The organism is Lentibacillus sediminis, from assembly GCF_002763455.1.
GTDB lineage: Bacteria > Bacillota > Bacilli > Bacillales > Amphibacillaceae > Lentibacillus_D > Lentibacillus_D sediminis_A.
In genome coordinates, this window is the sequence record NZ_NIXK01000002.1 from 193,287 (window position 1) to 211,610 (window position 18,324).

Annotated in this window: 21 protein-coding genes; all 21 read left to right on the plus strand. The window is 44.3% G+C overall.

Annotated elements, in window-relative coordinates; translation table 11 throughout:
* The first annotated feature begins 1 nt into the window (after window position 1).
* The 21 genes from CEG13_RS05050 to CEG13_RS05150 all read left to right on the plus strand — a co-directional run bounded on the left by CEG13_RS05050 (window position 2) and on the right by CEG13_RS05150 (window position 18,302).
* The gene (locus CEG13_RS05050; protein WP_100010786.1) at window positions 2-1,039 is read left to right on the plus strand and encodes an NAD(P)H-dependent glycerol-3-phosphate dehydrogenase; all 1,038 of its coding nucleotides are present in this window, start codon (window positions 2-4) and stop codon (window positions 1,037-1,039) included.
* 58 nt (window positions 1,040-1,097) lie between these two features.
* Complete coding sequence (locus CEG13_RS05055; protein ID WP_100010787.1) at window positions 1,098-1,358, plus strand: stage VI sporulation protein F; 261 nt, start codon at window positions 1,098-1,100, stop codon at window positions 1,356-1,358.
* Window positions 1,359-1,637: 279 nt separating this feature from the next.
* Window positions 1,638-1,823: a DUF2768 domain-containing protein gene (locus tag CEG13_RS05060; RefSeq protein ID WP_192869519.1), complete on the plus strand. Its 186-nt coding sequence runs from the start codon at window positions 1,638-1,640 to the stop codon at window positions 1,821-1,823.
* A 19-nt stretch (window positions 1,824-1,842) separates the two neighbouring features.
* On the plus strand, window positions 1,843-2,571 hold the full coding sequence (locus CEG13_RS05065; protein WP_100010789.1) for a hypothetical protein: 729 nt from the start codon (window positions 1,843-1,845) through the stop codon (window positions 2,569-2,571).
* 278 nt (window positions 2,572-2,849) lie between these two features.
* On the plus strand, window positions 2,850-4,328 hold the full coding sequence (gene spoIVA, locus CEG13_RS05070; RefSeq protein WP_100010790.1) for a stage IV sporulation protein A: 1,479 nt from the start codon (window positions 2,850-2,852) through the stop codon (window positions 4,326-4,328).
* A gap of 444 nt (window positions 4,329-4,772) precedes the next feature.
* Complete coding sequence (locus CEG13_RS05075) at window positions 4,773-5,045, plus strand: HU family DNA-binding protein (protein ID WP_100010791.1); 273 nt, start codon at window positions 4,773-4,775, stop codon at window positions 5,043-5,045.
* Between the two features lie 147 nt (window positions 5,046-5,192).
* The gene (mtrB, locus tag CEG13_RS05080) at window positions 5,193-5,417 is read left to right on the plus strand and encodes a trp RNA-binding attenuation protein MtrB (RefSeq protein ID WP_100010792.1); all 225 of its coding nucleotides are present in this window, start codon (window positions 5,193-5,195) and stop codon (window positions 5,415-5,417) included.
* Window positions 5,418-5,507: 90 nt separating this feature from the next.
* The gene (locus CEG13_RS05085) at window positions 5,508-6,332 is read left to right on the plus strand and encodes a heptaprenyl diphosphate synthase component 1 (protein ID WP_100010793.1); all 825 of its coding nucleotides are present in this window, start codon (window positions 5,508-5,510) and stop codon (window positions 6,330-6,332) included.
* A gap of 3 nt (window positions 6,333-6,335) precedes the next feature.
* Window positions 6,336-7,043 (plus strand): demethylmenaquinone methyltransferase, encoded by a 708-nt coding sequence (gene menG, locus CEG13_RS05090; RefSeq protein ID WP_100010794.1) that lies wholly within the window; start codon window positions 6,336-6,338, stop codon window positions 7,041-7,043.
* A 27-nt stretch (window positions 7,044-7,070) separates the two neighbouring features.
* Complete coding sequence (gene hepT, locus CEG13_RS05095) at window positions 7,071-8,042, plus strand: heptaprenyl diphosphate synthase component II (protein WP_100010795.1); 972 nt, start codon at window positions 7,071-7,073, stop codon at window positions 8,040-8,042.
* Between the two features lie 76 nt (window positions 8,043-8,118).
* Window positions 8,119-8,565, plus strand: coding sequence for a nucleoside-diphosphate kinase (gene ndk, locus CEG13_RS05100; RefSeq protein ID WP_100010796.1), 447 nt, complete (start codon window positions 8,119-8,121; stop codon window positions 8,563-8,565).
* Window positions 8,566-8,669: 104 nt separating this feature from the next.
* On the plus strand, window positions 8,670-9,467 hold the full coding sequence (locus CEG13_RS05105; RefSeq protein WP_100010797.1) for a CheR family methyltransferase: 798 nt from the start codon (window positions 8,670-8,672) through the stop codon (window positions 9,465-9,467).
* 156 nt (window positions 9,468-9,623) lie between these two features.
* On the plus strand, window positions 9,624-10,790 hold the full coding sequence (gene aroC, locus CEG13_RS05110; RefSeq protein WP_100010798.1) for a chorismate synthase: 1,167 nt from the start codon (window positions 9,624-9,626) through the stop codon (window positions 10,788-10,790).
* The gene (gene aroB / locus CEG13_RS05115) at window positions 10,790-11,866 is read left to right on the plus strand and encodes a 3-dehydroquinate synthase (RefSeq protein WP_100010799.1); all 1,077 of its coding nucleotides are present in this window, start codon (window positions 10,790-10,792) and stop codon (window positions 11,864-11,866) included. The genes aroC and aroB overlap by 1 nt, the downstream gene beginning before the upstream one ends.
* Complete coding sequence (gene aroH / locus CEG13_RS05120) at window positions 11,863-12,237, plus strand: chorismate mutase (protein ID WP_100010800.1); 375 nt, start codon at window positions 11,863-11,865, stop codon at window positions 12,235-12,237. The genes aroB and aroH overlap by 4 nt, the downstream gene beginning before the upstream one ends.
* A gap of 39 nt (window positions 12,238-12,276) precedes the next feature.
* Window positions 12,277-13,356 (plus strand): histidinol-phosphate transaminase, encoded by a 1,080-nt coding sequence (hisC, locus tag CEG13_RS05125; protein WP_100010801.1) that lies wholly within the window; start codon window positions 12,277-12,279, stop codon window positions 13,354-13,356.
* 23 nt (window positions 13,357-13,379) lie between these two features.
* On the plus strand, window positions 13,380-14,480 hold the full coding sequence (locus tag CEG13_RS05130) for a prephenate dehydrogenase (RefSeq protein WP_100010802.1): 1,101 nt from the start codon (window positions 13,380-13,382) through the stop codon (window positions 14,478-14,480).
* An 18-nt stretch (window positions 14,481-14,498) separates the two neighbouring features.
* The gene (gene aroA / locus CEG13_RS05135) at window positions 14,499-15,788 is read left to right on the plus strand and encodes a 3-phosphoshikimate 1-carboxyvinyltransferase (protein ID WP_100010803.1); all 1,290 of its coding nucleotides are present in this window, start codon (window positions 14,499-14,501) and stop codon (window positions 15,786-15,788) included.
* An 85-nt stretch (window positions 15,789-15,873) separates the two neighbouring features.
* Window positions 15,874-17,145 (plus strand): tetratricopeptide repeat protein, encoded by a 1,272-nt coding sequence (locus tag CEG13_RS05140; RefSeq protein WP_338033002.1) that lies wholly within the window; start codon window positions 15,874-15,876, stop codon window positions 17,143-17,145.
* Window positions 17,146-17,181: 36 nt separating this feature from the next.
* A complete protein-coding gene (locus CEG13_RS05145; protein WP_100011188.1) occupies window positions 17,182-17,751 on the plus strand; it encodes a ReoY family proteolytic degradation factor in 570 nt (189 codons plus the stop codon).
* 92 nt (window positions 17,752-17,843) lie between these two features.
* Window positions 17,844-18,302 (plus strand): YpiF family protein, encoded by a 459-nt coding sequence (locus CEG13_RS05150; RefSeq protein WP_100010804.1) that lies wholly within the window; start codon window positions 17,844-17,846, stop codon window positions 18,300-18,302.
* Window positions 18,303-18,324 lie beyond the last annotated feature (22 nt).

Below are 18,324 nucleotides of genomic sequence, written 5' to 3' on the forward strand. Positions count from 1 at the left end.
AATGGAAAAAGTGGCAGTACTTGGAGCAGGAAGCTGGGGGACCGCATTGAGCATCATGCTGGCTGATAATGGCCATGATGTTCGTTTATGGACACACCGCAAAGACCAAGCGGAGGAGATCAACCGCACCAAGCAGAATAAACGGTATCTGGAAGCGGAAATACCTGCGTCGATTACGGCTTATTACGAGATGAAGGAAGCAATAGAAGATGTTTCCGCGGTTGTTATCGTCGTACCAGCCAAAGCAATTCGTGAAGTCTGCAGACAGCTGGATGAGGTACTTACGTCTGAAGTGACATTGATCCATGCAACGAAAGGGATTGAACCAGTCACATTAAAACGCGTCTCACAAATGATCAGTGAAGAAATGATGCGTGTGGCGCAAGAAGATATTGTGGTATTATCCGGCCCAAGCCACGCAGAAGAAGTGGCCTTACGACAGCCGACTACCGTAACAGTATCTTCAGAAAATCACAAGAATGCCCAACATGCGCAGGATCTGTTTATCAATGAGTCCTTTAGGGTTTATACCAGTCCGGATATGCTGGGAATTGAACTTGGCGGAGCGCTGAAAAATATTATCGCACTTGGAGCAGGGATCTCCGACGGTCTGGGGTATGGTGATAATGCAAAAGCGGCGTTGATCACCAGGGGACTGGCGGAAATTGCCCGTCTGGGTACCTCCCTTGGAGCTAATCCGCTCAGCTTTTTGGGCCTTTCCGGGGTCGGCGACTTGATTGTGACCTGCACGAGTGTCCACAGCCGCAACTGGCGGGCAGGAAATTTATTGGGAAAAGGGCATAAGCTTGATGAAGTACTGGAACAAATGGGGATGGTCGTAGAAGGTGTGCGGACCGTCAAAGCGGCCTATCAATTTGCCACAGAGCAGCAGGTGGAAATGCCTATCACCTCAGGGCTGCATCAAATTCTGTTTGAAGAAAAAGATCCCAGAGAAATGGTGGAGCAGTTAATGAACCGATCGAAGCGTGAAGAAATGGACGATATTGCTAAATTGCTTAGCGAACGCTATTCACAATAACAGAGGATGGCCTCCTTGCATATAATATGTTGAATTTAGAATGCAAGGAGGAGACCTGGTGAATAATTTTCAAAAAGGAATGTTTGACAAAATCCAAAAAAATTCCAACATTCGTCCAGATGAAATCTATAAAGTTGCAGATTCTGTAAAACATGCCGATTTTTCGGACGAAAAGACCGTTCGCCAGCTGGTGCGCCAGCTAGCAAAGATGGCGAACAAACCGCTGTCCAAGGAAAAGGAAGATAAGTTGGTGGAATCTATTGCAAAAAACAACGTTCCCGCTGATATGAACTCCCTTGATTCCTTATTTAAAAAATAACGGTACCTGGGCAAGTGAGGATACATTGTGCCGCATGCTCGCATAAAATAAATTGCACAAGCATTCATGGATAGAGTTTGCTGCGGGTGTTATTTAGTCATTTCGGGATGAAGCTGCCCCCCTTCATCCCGTATTTTAATGTAGTCGGAAAAAGAAGTGTTCCTTGGCAACAAGAGAAAAATATTTTATAATGCCTGGCAGGACAAGCATATGTTATAATACAAATTGCGGTGGTCCAGAGCCAGCGTGTGAAGTCAGGAGTGATTTACTTTGAGTTCAATGGATAAAATGTGGGTATCGTTTATCGGTATGGGACTGCTTATCGTCGCCATGGGGCTTATCCTGTTAAGCAGGCACAAGCTCAAAGGGATTTTTGCAGCAGCAGTCTCATTTCTTGCATACGGATCTTTTCTTTTGGGTGCCTTAATTGTATTTTATACCGTATTCAGCGGTCCGACATCATAGATACAGAAGGAGACTGTTCATGAAATTTACATATTTCCGCTTGTTTACAGTTTTGCTGTTTACCATTCTGCTCAGCGGCTGTCTCTATCCGCAGAGTGAGCGTGCAGAAAATGATCTGCCAAATGAGGCGCAGCTGGAGATGGTACAGACGGCGGTTGAGACGTATAGGGAAAATAGACGCGGATTAGTTCCGATCAAAACAAAAGGCAGCGACACGCCTGTATTTCAAAAATATTTAATCGATTTCACCGCTTTGCAACAAGCGAACGCACTCACAGAAATTCCTGGGAATGCATTTGAAAATGGTGGTTATTACCAATACACCCTCATCACTCCGGAAGATAATCCGCGTGTGAAATTGCTTGACCTGCGATTAACAGAAGCAGTCAGGCAGGTGAATGTACAGATGAATTTTTACCGGAATGAACATATCTATCCCCCGTTTGGTGAGGAGATCGCTGAGGGTGTTTTTACCATAGATTACCAGGAGCTGGGCTTAGAGAGTCCTCCACGTGTGATAAGTCCCTATTCCAAGGAAAATCTTCCACTGGTAATGGATATAGAGGGAAACGTTTATATTGATTACCGACTGGATCTCACCCGGGCATTAAAAGAGTTTGGACAGGAAGGCTACAGCAATGGAGAAGATCTTCGTTACCTTCTGGTAGAACATACGCCATTTGTACCCGCTTACTCTCTCCCGTATGCTGTTAAAGATGGAGAGCCGGTATTCTCTGCTGCAAGCTAATTTACCAATAGAGAGCATAAATGCTCTCGCTTAAAATTTATCTAACATATTCCCGCCCTTGAGACATATATTGTTTCGAGGGTTTTTTCATTTAAGTTTTTCCTATGCTGTTTACGTGCGATGAAATCTTGCCGCCATAAAGGTTTGCCGACAAGCCAGGTTTTCTAATCTTTATATTTATTTATGGCATATTTTGATAGGACAACATCATAGACTTGTAATGTCAATTATTCGTAGTTTTTCTAAGAAAACGTACGAAGAGATCGGGAGGGGATCTTTTGGAAAAGGTTGATATCTTTAAGGATATTTCACAGCGCACGGACGGAGATATTTATCTGGGAATTGTAGGGGCTGTCCGTACGGGGAAATCGACATTTATCAAGAAATTCATGGAGTTGGTTGTGCTCCCCAATATCGAAGAAGAATCAGAACGCGCAAGAGCTCATGATGAACTTCCGCAAAGTGCTGCAGGCAAAACGATTATGACTACGGAGCCCAAATTCATTCCAAATCAGGCGGTTTCCATTAACGTAGATGATGCACTGGATGTCAATGTCCGACTGGTCGATTGCGTAGGATACGCGGTCGAGAGTGCGAAAGGATTTGAAGATGAAAATGGGCCGAGAATGGTGCACACGCCATGGTATGAAGATCCGATACCTTTTCACGATGCCGCTGAAATCGGCACGAGGAAGGTCATTCAGGAGCATTCGACCATCGGGGTAGTTGTCACCACAGATGGAACAATCGGCGAGATTCCAAGAAATGATTATGAGGAATCCGAAGCGAAAGTGGTAGAAGAACTGAAAGAAGTTGGAAAGCCATTTATCATGGTGGTTAATTCCGTACATCCAACCAGCCAGGAAACAGAGCTGCTGCGGCAGGATCTGGCAGAAAGATATGACATACCAGTGCTTGCGATGAGCATCGAATCCATGACTGAACATGATGTCTACAACGTCCTCAGGGAATCATTGTACGAATTTCCGGTACTTGAGGTAAACGTCAATCTGCCGAGCTGGGTAATGGTGCTGAATGATAACCACTGGCTGAAAGGAAGCTACCAGGAGGCCATTCAGGACACAGTGAAAAACATCAGACGGCTTCGGGATGTTGATCATATCGTTGGGGAGTTTTCCGGCTATGAATACATCGAAAACGCGAATATCGCCGGAATGGATATGGGTGAAGGCGTAGCGGAAATTGATCTGCATGCACCGGATTACTTATATGACCAGGTGCTGAAAGAGATTGTCGGGGAAGAAATACGCGGCAAAGACCACCTGCTGGAACTGATGCAGGATTTTGCCCACGCCAAGCGGGAATATGACCAGGTGGCAGGCGCTCTGCAAATGGTTAAACAAACAGGTTATGGCATCGCAGCACCAACGCTTGAAGATATGCAGTTGGATGAGCCGGAAATCATACGTCAGGGATCCCGGTTTGGTGTCAGACTTAAAGCGGTCGCACCATCCATTCATATGATAAGAGTAGAGGTGGAATCGGAGTTTTCACCGATTATCGGCACCGAAAAACAAAGTGAAGAGCTTGTCCGCTATCTAATGCAGGATTTCGAGGAAGATCCATTGTCGATTTGGGAATCAGATATTTTTGGAAGATCCCTCAGCTCGATTGTGAGGGAAGGCATCCAGGGCAAAATTTCCCTTATGCCAGAGAATGCAAGATACAAGTTAAAAGATACATTGGAACGGATTATCAACGAAGGCTCAGGCGGTTTAATAGCGATTATTTTATAGCAGCTATTAACCGCTGCTTTTTTTTGTGCAAAAAGCCTCTCGGCCACAAAAATATTCGTGGTGAGGGGTGTGATCGAAAACCTGATCTTCTGAAATTTTCACCTCAAAGAAGCATTTCTGTAATTTTTATTAAAAAAAATGGGACAAACAGCAGGAATTATCGCCAGCTTGTCGTATATATGTACATGAGCGATATGCTTATATTTACCCCGAGGTAGAGATACAGGCATCAAAATTAACAATTCCGGGCTACTTTCTTCAAGAAATAAAGGAAAAATGGATAATAATTGTTGAATTTTGCTGCAAACTCGGTTAATATAAGCCTTGTCATCATTTGAAACTGATGGCATCAAAGTATAAAAGCTGGTAAAATGGTGAACAAATGGTGGTAACTTGATTATTTGTTCAACTGTTGATTGACTTTATTGGGAGGAGGTGAATGTCATGAACAAAACAGATCTGGTAAATGCCGTTGCTGAAAGAAGCGACCTTTCCAAAAAAGATGCTGCGGAAGCCGTAGATGCAGTTTTCGATTCTGTCATGGATTCACTTACAAAAGGTGAAAAAGTTCAGTTAATCGGATTCGGCAACTTTGAAGTGCGTGAGCGTTCAGCCCGCAAAGGCCGCAACCCACAAACTGGAGAAGAAATCGAAATCCCTGCAAGCAAAGTTCCTGCTTTCAAACCAGGAAAAGCCCTGAAAGACAGTGTAAAATAATTTACATAGGGCAAAAAAGGGTGCGTATATTACGCACCCTTTTTATATTGGCAGGGAAGAAAGTAAAGCGATAAGCTGATTTTTCCAATCTTTCATTGACTTTGAGCGAGGATTAAGCGATATTTAAAAAAGACAGGGGGGCAAAAAATGACAAGTACAAACGTAAATAGTGATTTCTTTGTTATTAAAGCACTGGAAGACGGTGTCAACGTGATTGGTTTAACCAGAGGAACCGATACACGCTTTCATCATTCAGAAAAACTGGATAAAGACGAAATAATGATTGCCCAGTTTACCGAGCATACTTCTGCTGTGAAAGTCCGGGGAAAAGCGATCATCCAGACCAGCCACGGGCAATTGGAGAACGATTAATAGAACAGGAAACTCCTCTAGCATCATCCGCGGTATGCATTATTATCGAAGCTGCCTGTTATGTGTTATACTTTGGTTAGCAAGAAATGAATGGATGAAAGGACTTGGGTGATTTCGTTGAGTAAAGGCAGTGCAGAGATTCAGCAATTAAAGGCGAATATCGAACAACAATTAGAGCATACATACTTGGATAGTGTACTGAAAAGACCTGCAATAGAAGAGGAAAAGCTGATTCTTCTGGCCGAATTGACAGACTGTACATCTTTATCCAAGAAGCAAAAAGAACACTATATAACGTCCGCCATGCTCGCTCAGGTAGCTTTGGACACTCATGACCTTGTGCCGGAAGTGAATCAGACGGAAAACCGCGAACAGCGGAATTCTAAAAAACAGTTAACTGTTTTGGCTGGCGATTATTATAGTGGATTGTACTATCTTCTGCTTACCAAGATTGATGATTTCGATTTCATACATATTTTAGCTGCAGCAATTAAAGAGATTAACGAATACAAAATGCTCCTCTACTATAACGAAGCACGCTCATTTGACGAATTTATCAGTATAGCTGAAAAAGTGGAAGCTCTGCTCATTTTACATGTTGCTCGATTTCTCGGGGAACCGGCGCTGAATAATATAATTGGGCCGTGGCTGATTACCCAAAGACTGATAAAAGAGAAGGATGAAGTTGCAAGAGGAGAATTTACCCCTTTGTTTGCACATTGGCAAAAATATAACCAAAGTTATTCCAACGAGGAATTGCTGCAGCTGATTCATCAGCAGATAGCGGCAAAAAAACGGGATATCGAATTTGCCTTATCTGAACTCCCGCAGCGTTTACGGCCTTACAAGCATCATCTTTCATCCATAATAGGCAAATATCCGACTCATACCACATCATTTGCGGAAGAAGGATAACCAATGACTGAACCATCTAAAGAGCAGCGTGTTCACCACGTATTTGAGAAAATATATTCAAACTATGATTCGATGAATTCTGTCATCTCCTTTCAGCGGCACAAGGCATGGCGCAAGGATGTAATGAAACATATGCAAGTGGAAGAAGGGGCCAAAGCGCTGGATGTGTGCTGCGGAACCGGTGACTGGGCCATTTCATTAGCAGAGACAGTCGGGCCTGATGGAAAGGTAACAGGTCTTGACTTCAGCGAAAATATGCTCTCTGTGGCAAAAGAGAAAAAAGATGAACTGAAGCTTGACCAGCTGCATTTGCTGCATGGAAATGCCATGGAACTTCCGTTTGCCGATGATTCATTTGATTATGTGACGATTGGTTTCGGCCTCAGAAATGTCCCGGACTATATGACAGTTTTAAAAGAAATGCGCCGAGTGGTAAAACCCGGAGGCAAAGCAGTATGCCTGGAAACATCCCAGCCAACACTTATTGGTTGGCGGCAATTATATTATTTTTATTTCCGCTATATTATGCCATTCATCGGGAGAATACTGGCAAAAAGCTATCAGGAGTATGCCTGGTTAAATGAATCAGCTCAGGATTTCCCGGGAAAAGATGAGCTGAAGCAAATGTTTCTCGATGCAGGTTTTTCTTCCATTCGGGTGAAAAGCTACACAGGAGGAGTCGCAGCCATGCACATGGCAACGAAAGAATAATACTGGTTTTAAATAAAGGTGACACAGATGAAATTAGCGAAGACTTATGGATATATTAAAAAAGATTTAGAGGAAATAGAGAAATCAATCAACCAGGTCATTCAGGCAGAACACCCGGTATTACGCGAAGCCTCCACCGCACTTCTTGAAGCCGGGGGGAAACGGATTCGCCCGGTTTTTGTCGTCCTGTCAGGGCAATTGGGAGACTATGATCAAAAGCAGGTCCGCACTGTTGCCGTGTCACTGGAATTAATTCATATGGCTACACTTGTACACGATGATGTCATAGATGATGCAAAACTGCGCAGAGGAAAGCCGACGATTAAGCACATGTATAACAACCGGGTGGCAATGTATACCGGTGATTATATTCTGGCAAGAGCGTTGCAGGAAATTACCTCAATTAAACAAGCAGATGTGCATCGCTTGCTGTCTAAAACAATTGTGGAAGTTTCAGTTGGGGAAATTGAGCAGATTAAAGATAAATACATGTGGGATCAAACGGTGCGTGATTATTTGCGAAGAATCAAACGAAAAACCGCTCTTTTGATAGCGACCAGCTGCCAGCTTGGTGCAATGGTAAGCGGACTGCCGGAACGACAGGCAAAAAAGCTGTTTCAATATGGCTACAATATTGGAATGTCCTACCAGATCATTGATGACATTCTGGATTTCACGTCCACTGCCAAGGAGCTGGGAAAACCTGTCGGTAATGATCTCTTGCAGGGGAATGTTACTTTGCCGATCCTGTACGCTATGGAAGATCCATCCTTTGATGCGCTTCTCCGCAGCACATTCCGGGAACCGGACACCGTTTCAGAAAGAGGTATGGAAAAGCTGCTGCAGCAATTGCAGGGAACAGATGCCATTCAAAGATCCTACCAGCTGAGTGACTTGTATTTGCAAAAAGCGCTGCATTCTCTGGAGGACCTGCCAGCCCTTAAGGCAAAAGAGACTCTGACAGATATAGCCAAATATATCGGCAAAAGACGAACCTGAGGCTATTGTTATTTTTCTAAACTTTTGATAGAATTTTATCGGTTGGTTTTTTTAATACATATCAGTGAGGTGGAACATGGAAAAGACTTTTTTAATGGTAAAGCCAGATGGTGTACAGCGCAACCTGGTAGGAGAAATCGTAGGAAGATTGGAAGCAAAAGGATTTAAATTGGCAGGAGCAAAATTAATGAATATTACAGATGAGCTTGCCAAAACCCATTATGGAGAACATAAAGACAAGCCTTTCTTCGGTGAACTGGTGGACTTTATTACTTCCGGACCCGTTTTCGCGATGGTGTGGGAAGGTGAGAATGTAATTGGGACAGCGCGGGAGATGATGGGAAAGACCAATCCGCAAGAAGCAGCTCCTGGCACTATCCGTGGCGACTTCGGAGTGACAGTTGGAAAGAACATTATTCATGGCTCGGATTCTGCTGAGAGTGCTTCCAGAGAGATTAGCCTTTTCTTTGATCAGGCGGACATTCTTTCTTATACCAAACAGGACAGTGAATGGATTTATTAAAAAGCAACCTCCGTTGTAAAACGGGGGGCTTTTTACATCTTGTTAGTGGAACTTTATTCCATTCTGGGCTGACAAGTGATAACTCGGGGAGATGAGGGATACATATGGCAGAAGAATATGGAGGGTTTGTCGAGCGGATTTATTTGACGCTGGGGATTGACCTCCGTTTATACAAAGAAGCGCAAATGAAGCGGCGAATCACCTCATTGCGGGATAAACGCGGTTTTTCTGACTTTGATTCCTACTACCAGGCACTACTAGCAGAAAAAGGGCTGCTGGATGAATTTATCGACCGGCTGACGATCAATGTGTCGGAATTTTACCGCAACCCAAAGCGGTGGGATGTGCTTCAGCATAAAATCCTTCCTCAGCTTCTGGATAAACAGGGAACGCTCCACATTTGGAGTGCTGCTTGTTCAACCGGGGAGGAGCCATACAGCATTGCCATCATGCTGAAAGAGTTCTATCCTGAAAAAGACTTCCGCATTTTGGCTACAGATCTGGATAAGAACGCACTGCAACAGGCAAAACTTGGTGCTTATTCCCCGCAGGCTCTCCGGGATGTGCCACATACCATGAAGGATAATTATTTCACAGAGGCGGATGGCCGTTATATTGTTGATCCAGAACTGCGCAAAGCTATTACTTTTCGAGCGCACAATCTCCTGGCAGATACCTACCCGGAAAACATAGACCTGATCATTTGCCGAAACGTGCTGATTTATTTTACAGATAAAGCAAAAGAAATTATTCTTAAGAACTTCAGTCAGGCACTCGGCTTAAACGGCGTGCTGTTTGTCGGCAGCACGGAACAGATATTTCATGCGGATCAGTATCAGCTGCGATTGCTGGATACCTTTTTTTACCAAAAAATGCAGCCGGCAGCCTCATTCACCGACTGACTAACAGGAAACACAGTTTTTGCAAAGAATCTTACCAACTTACAACAAAGTTATGGTATAGTTATTAGAAAAACTTGAGGCGACAAGTCATAATGATACTTATACATGATAAGAAAAGCCTCAGAAAAAATTAAATCTGGCAAAGGAGAATGTCACTTGCGTTATTTAACAGCAGGAGAATCACACGGGAAACAGCTTACCACAATCATTGAAGGGGTTCCCGCCAGAATGCCCCTGATGAAAGAAGATATCAATCAGTCGCTCTTGCGCCGGCAAAAAGGGCATGGCCGAGGCAAGCGGATGCAAATCGAAAAAGATACAGCCGATATTACCAGTGGTGTCCGGCACGGCTATACATTGGGTTCTCCGCTATCCCTCGTTATCCATAACGATGATTTCAAGCATTGGACAGACATTATGGGAGAAGACCCGGTTGAAGAAGATGCAAAGATACGCAGAGTGGTGACAAAGCCCCGTCCCGGCCATGCGGATTTAAATGGCGGATTAAAATATGGACACCGCGATTTGCGGAATGTGCTGGAACGTTCATCGGCAAGAGAAACAGCGGCGCGAGTGGCGGCTGGTGCTGTTGCCAAAACACTTCTGCGTCACTTAGGAATTGAGCTGAGCGGCTATGTTAAAGAAATTGCTGGGATCCGCTCTGCTGAAACAGAAATTCCAGTTCAGGAGCGCCAGTCTGTGTCGGAGAACTCCCCGGTCCGGGTACTGGATGAAAGCGTGGAAGAGGAAATGATGGCTGCGATTGATCAGGCAAAAAAAGAAGGAGATTCTATTGGCGGTGTCGTAGAGGTTTATGTGGAAGGAATGCCGGCCGGGGTCGGGTCTTATGTCCACTATGACCGAAAACTTGACAGCCGGATAGCTGGAAGTGTTGTCAGCATCAATGCCTTTAAAGGGGTGGAATTTGGCATCGGATTTGAAGCTGCCAGGAAAAACGGCAGCCAGGTGCACGATGAAATAGCTTGGGATGACACAAAGGGATATTACCGCAAGACCAATCGTCTTGGCGGATTCGAAGGCGGAATGACAACAGGAATGCCAATCGTAGTAAAAGGTGTAATGAAACCAATTCCCACACTGATGCTTAAGCCACTTCAGAGTGTGGATATTGAGACAAAGGAACCATTTAAGGCAACTGTAGAGCGTTCTGACGCATGCGCTGTTCCAGCAGCTGCGGTGGTGATGGAACATGTGGTCGCATTTGAATTAGCGAAGGCGATCACCGAACAATTTCCAAGTGATCAATTCCCTAAGCTAAAACAGGCCATCGAAGACTATCGTGAAGAAATCAGGTGTTTTTAGTGAAAAAGCTTCTGGTACACTCCAGTTCCCATACTTACCCTGTTTATATTGGGGAGAACGTCCGCTTTGAGGCGGAGCATTTGCTGAAGAAAACATACAATTCGATCTTGATCATAACGGACGAAGAAGTAGAACGGAGATACCGGGAAGGACTTGAGAAGTTTTTCCCAAGAAGCAATGTGCATTGGTCGATCATTCCTTCTGGAGAAGCTTCAAAAAATGCGAATCTTTTTTACCAGCTTCATACCGATGCCATTATTAACGGTTTGGACCGGAAATCATTGATTATCGCCCTCGGTGGCGGAGTGGTCGGCGATTTGGCAGGTTTTGTCGCAGCAACATTCATGAGAGGGATCGATTATGTGCAAATGCCTACAACCATTCTTGCGCATGACTCAAGTGTCGGCGGCAAGGTAGCAATTAACCACACGCTGGGAAAGAATCTAATCGGCAGTTTTTACCCGCCCCGTGCAGTAATTTATGATACGTGTACATTGCAGTCGCTCAACTTAAAGGAATTCCGCTCAGGTTATGCGGAAATTATCAAAGAATCTTTAATAGCAGATGAAGAATTTTTTAATCAATTATTAGAAAGCGATCTGTCTCAAATTTCGTCTCAAAAGTTAACAGAACATTTATTTAAAGGAATAAAAATAAAAGCGAATATTGTTGAAGAGGATGAGAAAGAAGCTGGAAGTCGAATGTATTTAAACCTGGGTCATACACTCGGTCATGCGATGGAAGCAGAACTGGGATATGGAGTGTTAACCCATGGGGAAGCAGTTGCTGTTGGACTCTTGTTTTCACTGCATGTAAGTGAACTCCATTTTTCTGCAAAGCTTCCTTTTCGTCCTTTGCTACACTGGATCAGGGCTAACCATTATCCGCTGGAACATGTACAAAAATTCCATACAGAGGCTATTATTTCGAGAATGAAAACAGATAAAAAGAGCGTAAATAAACAGGTGAAGATGGTGCTTTTAGAAGCTGTCGGCAAACCGGCACTGGTTGAAATAACCGAAGACAATCTGCGTGTTTTTCTAAAATCTTTTGCGAAAAGGCTGGTGGAAGAATGACAAGGGGAATAAGAGGAGCAACGACCATCGAAAAAAATGAGAAAGAGCAGATCATTTCCCGTACAAAAGAACTGATTGAAGAAATGACAGAAAAAAATCAGGTGCATCCGGAAGACATTTCCCATATATTTATCTCTGTCACGAAGGATATAAATGCCGGGTTTCCGGCAAAAGCACTGCGGCAGTTGACAGGATGGACGTATGTTCCTGTTATGTGCATGAAAGAAATCGATGTGCCCGGCAGTCTGGAGCTCTGCATTCGAGTAATGATGGTGGTACAAACCGAAAAGCAGCAGCAGGAGATTGTGCATACATTTCATCATGAAGCCGTCAAGCTGCGTCCCGATTTATTAGCAGAGCGAAAAGGCTAACGTATAGCGGAGAGCAAATTATTACGAGGAGGGCACGTCATGGAAGGAAAAAAGGTTTTGCAGCAATTGACCCCTTACCAGCAGGGAAAACAAATAAAAGATATAAAAGCACAATATGGCCTGGACCGTATTGTAAAATTAGCGTCGAATGAAAATCCATACGGCTTTTCCTCCCGCGTTGCAGCGTATATGAAAACGAATGAACCTGTATTTGAAATTTACCCGGATGGGCATACTGCTGAATTGCGTACTGCAATCGCCGAACGGTTAAATGTGAAGGAGGATCAGCTGCTATTTGGCAGTGGTTCAGAGGAGATCGTACAAATGATTTGCCGTGCATACCTGTACCCTGGTGTAAATACGGTAATGGCTGCTCCCACCTTTCCGCAATATAAGCATAATGCGTTGATTGAAGGTGCAGAGGTCAGGGAAATTCCGACAAAAGACGGGCATCATGACCTTGATCAGATGCTTGAAGCAATCGATGACAATACTGCCGTGGTTTGGGTTTGTTCTCCAAATAATCCTACCGGAAGCACGATTGCCAAAGAATCTCTCTATGACTTCTTAGATCGCTGTCCAAAACATGCAGTAATTGCGCTGGACGAGGCTTATTATGAATATATGAGTTCCTCAGCCGATCCGGAAGCAATCAGTCATCTTGCTTCCTATCCAAATCTGATAATCCTGCGTACGTTTTCCAAAGCTTACGGGCTTGCAGGCCTGCGTATCGGATACGCAATTGCAAACGCAACGCTGATTGCCGCATTAAATGTTGTCAGAGGTCCGTTTAATACAACGTCCCTGGCGCAGCAGGCAGCACTGATTGCATGGAATGATCAAGATTTTATTGAGGAGACGAGGCGAAAGAATCTTGCGGTGAAAAAATCCTTTCAGCAGTTCCTGAAGAAGACTGGCTGGCATTATTATGACTCCGAGACAAATTTTATATTAGTTTTCACCCCTGTAAGCGGGGAGAAGGCTTTTCAATACCTGCTTGAACATGGATTTATTGTCCGTCCCGGAGAGGCTATCGGATGTCCGGGTACCATACGGATCACACTAGGCGCAGAATCGGATATGAAGCGCCTGCAAGAAACGCTCAAGGAACTAAGATAAAAATGAGCAAGGAGACATAGAAGGTGACACAAACGACAGCAATAGCAGGTCTTGGACTAATCGGCGGATCGCTGGCGAAAAGCCTCATGCAAACTGGAGAACATCATATTATTGGCTATGACATTTGCCCTGAGACCTTGGAATACGCCACACAAAACAACATTATCCATGAAGCGGAAACGGATTTTACAAAAGCAGTGCAACGTGCCGATCTGATCATTCTGGCAGCACCAATCTCGGAAACCATCGCACTTATTCATAAATTAAACGAGATAACCTTTGCCAATGATGTGCTTGTTTCCGATGTGGCATCAGTGAAAGGCAGTATTTTGGAAGCTGCAAATGGCCTGACAAACAACCGAATCACGTTTATCGGCGGGCACCCGATGGCCGGCTCCCATAAAAAGGGAATATCGGCTGCTAAACCACACTTATTCGAAAATGCCATCTATGTGCTAATTCCTTCAAATGGCTGCGAATCTGTGAAGGTTGACGGATTAAAAGGGATGCTTGCCAGCACGAACAGCAATTTTCTTATCCTAAACCCAGACGAACATGATGAGATGACTGGGGTGGTTTCACATTTTCCTCATTTAATTGCGTCTTCACTCGTGCATCAGGCGAAAAACTGGGAGGAAACCCATTCGTTTCTTCCTAAACTTGCAGCAGGAGGATTCCGCGATATTACCAGAATTGCCTCCAGCAATCCGAAAATGTGGCAGGACATCTTTTATCATAATCGCCTGAAAATGTCACGGCTGCTGGAAGAATGGATTCTTGAGATGTCCTCACTAAAGAAGCTGGTCGATGAAAATGAGAAAACTGCAATGATCGATTACCTCGATCAGGCAAAAACATACCGGGATGATATGCCGGCAGCAAAAAGAGGAGCCATCCCATCCTTTTATGATATATATGTGGATATTCAGGACCAGACCGGGGCGCTAGCTTCTGTGGTTCAGTTGCTTGCAAAAGAAGAGATTAGTATTAAGAACATCCAGATACTGGAAATAAGAGAGGGAATAACCGGTGCTTTACGGGTTAGTTTTCCTTCAGAGGAAATGCAGGCATCGAGTTACCGCCTGCTCAAAACACATGGTTATGAAGTAATGATCCAAGATTAAAAAAGGTGGAGAGCTCACATGACACATATTACTTTCCAGCCAGCATCCGGGCCGCTAAGAGGAGAAATTGAAGTGCCAGGGGATAAATCCATTTCTCACCGCTCTGTTATTTTCGGTGCGCTGGCATATGGGACAACAAAGGTCCGTCACTTCCTGGAAGGGGAAGACTGTATGCGGACGGTAGAAGCTTTTCGGCAGATGGGCATAAAGATTGATAGAGAAGGGCCTGTATTAAGAATTCATGGCAATGGACCAGAAGCCTTAAAAGAACCACAAGCACCTTTATATTTTGGGAACTCCGGTACGACGACAAGGTTGATGCTCGGCTTGCTTGCAGGATTGCCCTTTTTTACGGTGGTTTATGGTGATTCGTCGCTTTCTGCCAGACCGATGGATCGTGTGGTCAATCCGCTGAGACAAATGGGAGCCGAAATGAACGGAAGAGAAAGCGGCAGCTATTTGCCCTTGGCCATCCGCGGAAAAAAACTGCAGGGAATCGATTATTCTCTTCCTGTCAAGAGTGCCCAGGTAAAATCAGCCGTGCTGCTCGCCGGTTTATTTGCAGGTGGCGAGACCATTGTTCGGGAGAGTTCAGCCACCAGGGACCATACAGAGAAGATGCTTCAGGCCTTTGGGGCAGATATTACTGCAAATGGCCTGCAAACCAGCATCTCGAGCGGAGCAAAATTAGAAGCCGGAAATATTTATGTCCCTGGCGATATTTCCTCTGCTGCCTTCTTTATGGCAGCAGCTGCTATTATTCCCGGCAGCCACTTGGTGTTAAAAGCTGTCGGTTTAAATGAAACAAGGACAGGCCTGCTGGACGTTCTGCAAAAGATGGGGGGAGACATCCGGATAAGCAATCGAAAATCCAGTGGAGGAGAAGATATTGGCGACATAACGGTAAGCTATGCAGATCTTCATGGCATAACGATTGAAGGTGAGTTGATTCCCCGTTTAATTGATGAAATCCCTGTAATTGCCTTACTTGCCACACAGGCAGAAGGGAAGACAGTTATTCGTGACGCAGAGGAATTGCGTGTGAAAGAAACAGACCGAATCTCGGCCGTTTGTGACGTATTAAAAACACTCGGTGCTGACATTGAGCCAACTGCAGACGGGATGATTATTCATGGAAAAAGCAAACTGACAGGGGGAAAAGCAGCTTCTTACCAGGATCATAGAATTGCGATGATGGCAGCAATTGCTTCACTGGCTGCTAAAGGCGAAGTCGTACTTGATGATGCCTCTTCTATTTCAGTTTCCTATCCGGACTTTTTTGCAGATTTAACCAAAATACAATCTTAGGTCCCCGCACCCTTTCTTAGCGGATGTTTTCTGCTTTAATAAGGCCGGATCATTGGTTATAATGAAACCAGGAAGACAAGAGAGGATGTTCACTTTGGACACCATCATGCAAGCAGTAAAGTTAATGGAGAGCAGTCAGTCTGAAAAGGCGCTTGAATTATTGGAAAATTACTTGCCAAAAGCTGAAGAAGAGGAAAGGTATACGATTGCCGAATTGTATATGCAGTGGGGAATGCTGCAGGAAGCAAGCGAGGTATTCCGGGAATTACTTGAGCGATATCCCGGAGAAAGTGAAATAAAAGTAAAACTTGCAGATATATACATTGAAATGGAAGCTGATGAACAAGCAATTAATTTGCTGAATGAGATCGGTGAAGATGATCCAGCTTTTGTACAGGCCTTGATTCAGCTGGCGGATCTGTACCAGGCCCAAGGACTTTTTGAAGTAGCTGAGCAGAAATTGCTGCTCGCCAAACAGCAAGAGCCCAATGAACCGATTATTGATTTTGCCTTAGGAGAATTGCTGTTCTCTATTGGGGAATACCTCCGTGCGATCACTTATTATGAAAGACTGCTGGGAAAAACACAAGAAGTAGCCAATATATCGATTCATGACAGACTCGCCGAGGCCCATGCCGCATCAGGTCAATACGAAGAGGCACTTGAATTTTATCAGCAAACAGAAAGTGAGAATCCGGATACCCTTTTCCGATACGGATTTACTGCCAAACAGGCCGGCCGTCATGATATCGCCATTAAGGCCTGGGAGCAGGTCATTGAGCTAGATGCCTATTACCATAGTGTTTATTACCAGCTTGCTGAAGTGTACGACGAAGAAAAAATGCCGAAAGAGGCTTACGAAACAGCTGAAAAAGGCCTGGAAATTGACGAATTTAATAAAGAATTATACTTTCTGGCAGGCAGTCTGGCTCATCAGCTCGGCCGGGATGAGCGGAGTGAAAAATTGGTGCGGGAGGCACTGGCGCTTGATCCAGATTATAAAGAGGCAGTGCTGTTTCTGATTGAATTATTTAAAACAGCAGAGAATTTTTCGGCTATTGCCGACCTTCTTACAGAAATTAAAAATACTGGAGCCGAGGATCCGCTTTACGAATGGGAATTAGCTAAGGCTTATAATGAAATGGAATCTTATGACCTTGCATTAAACCACTACAACGAAGCATATAATGGTCTTAAAGACGATAGTGACTTTATGAAGGAATACGGTTATTTTCTGCTCGAGGAGGGGAGACCCCGGGAGGCTCTCCGGATTTTTGAAGCTTATCTCAAGCAGCAGCCGGAAGATACGGAAACAGAGGAGTTTTTAACCCGTCTCAGGCAGGAAAATGAAGCGTAAATCAGCTTGTTAAATCATGAAGGAGGTATGAATGTCGTGCAGTCTCCTGTGTCCGTGGAGGATAAGAAGCAATTTATTCAATGGTTTCTGAATTCCTGCCAATTAAAAAAGCGGGAAAGCGTCTGGATTTTGAACTACTTATTAAACCATCCGGAATTGCTGGAGAATGTGCATTTTGTCCGGGAGGTTAAGTTTTGCCCAAGAGGGATCATAATGACGGCGCAATGTGCGGAGGATACCCCTTTTCGTTTTTATAAGAACCATTTGGTCACAACGGATGCGGAAAAATCCTTTCATGATATTCGCCTGAACCGGGATCAGCCTTTGTTCCTGCAGCTGAACTTTAAAAATTCCAAACAAAACGCCTGCTATGCAGCGGTTTTGGTAGAAAACCCCTATCTTCCGGAAGAGTTTTATATCACTGGACAGGATCAGGAAACGGCAGCAAAACTGCTTGAAGAATCCCTCTATGAATTTAAAAAACAGACTTTGCTTGAGGAAATTGACCAGGCGCTGGACGAAATGGATCAGCAGAAATTTGCAGAATTGGTAGAGCAGCTGCATCAGCTCCAGAAGCCAAATCAGCCTAAATTGCAAAAGCAATAGGTTGATTTTTTTTGTGCATATAAGATAAGATTTACTAAATAATGTATTCGTTTCCTTAGGCAGCATGATAAATAGAAAAGAGGGAGAACATAATGAAATGGATTCAACAGGACATGATGACATATAAAGAGGCAAAGGATTACATAGATACGGCGGTAATTCCACTTGTGCCTTTCCAGCTATCTCAGGGTCAGGAGCTGAAGAAAAATGCTTTCCAGCGTGAAGTTTTGAACCTTTTTGCAGGGGAAATTGAAAGGGATTTGGCCGGCCGGGTTCTCCTCATCCCTGAATTCACTTACTTAAAAACTTCTGACAGACAAGTAGAGGGAGAGCGGCTGAGCAGCTGGTGCGAAGAAATTCAAAAGCAGCCGTTTAACCATATCTTTTTCATTACGTTTGATCCAGCATGGAAAAAACATGAACAAGCCCTCGCCGGCACACTGATATGGCTTCCGGCAATGGCAACAGATTCGATGCAGACGTCAGAAACTCATCAAATGATTCGGGGACAGGCACAGGAAATGGGCGAATTAATCCGCTCTTATTGGTAATAATGAAAAGGATAGCAGACAG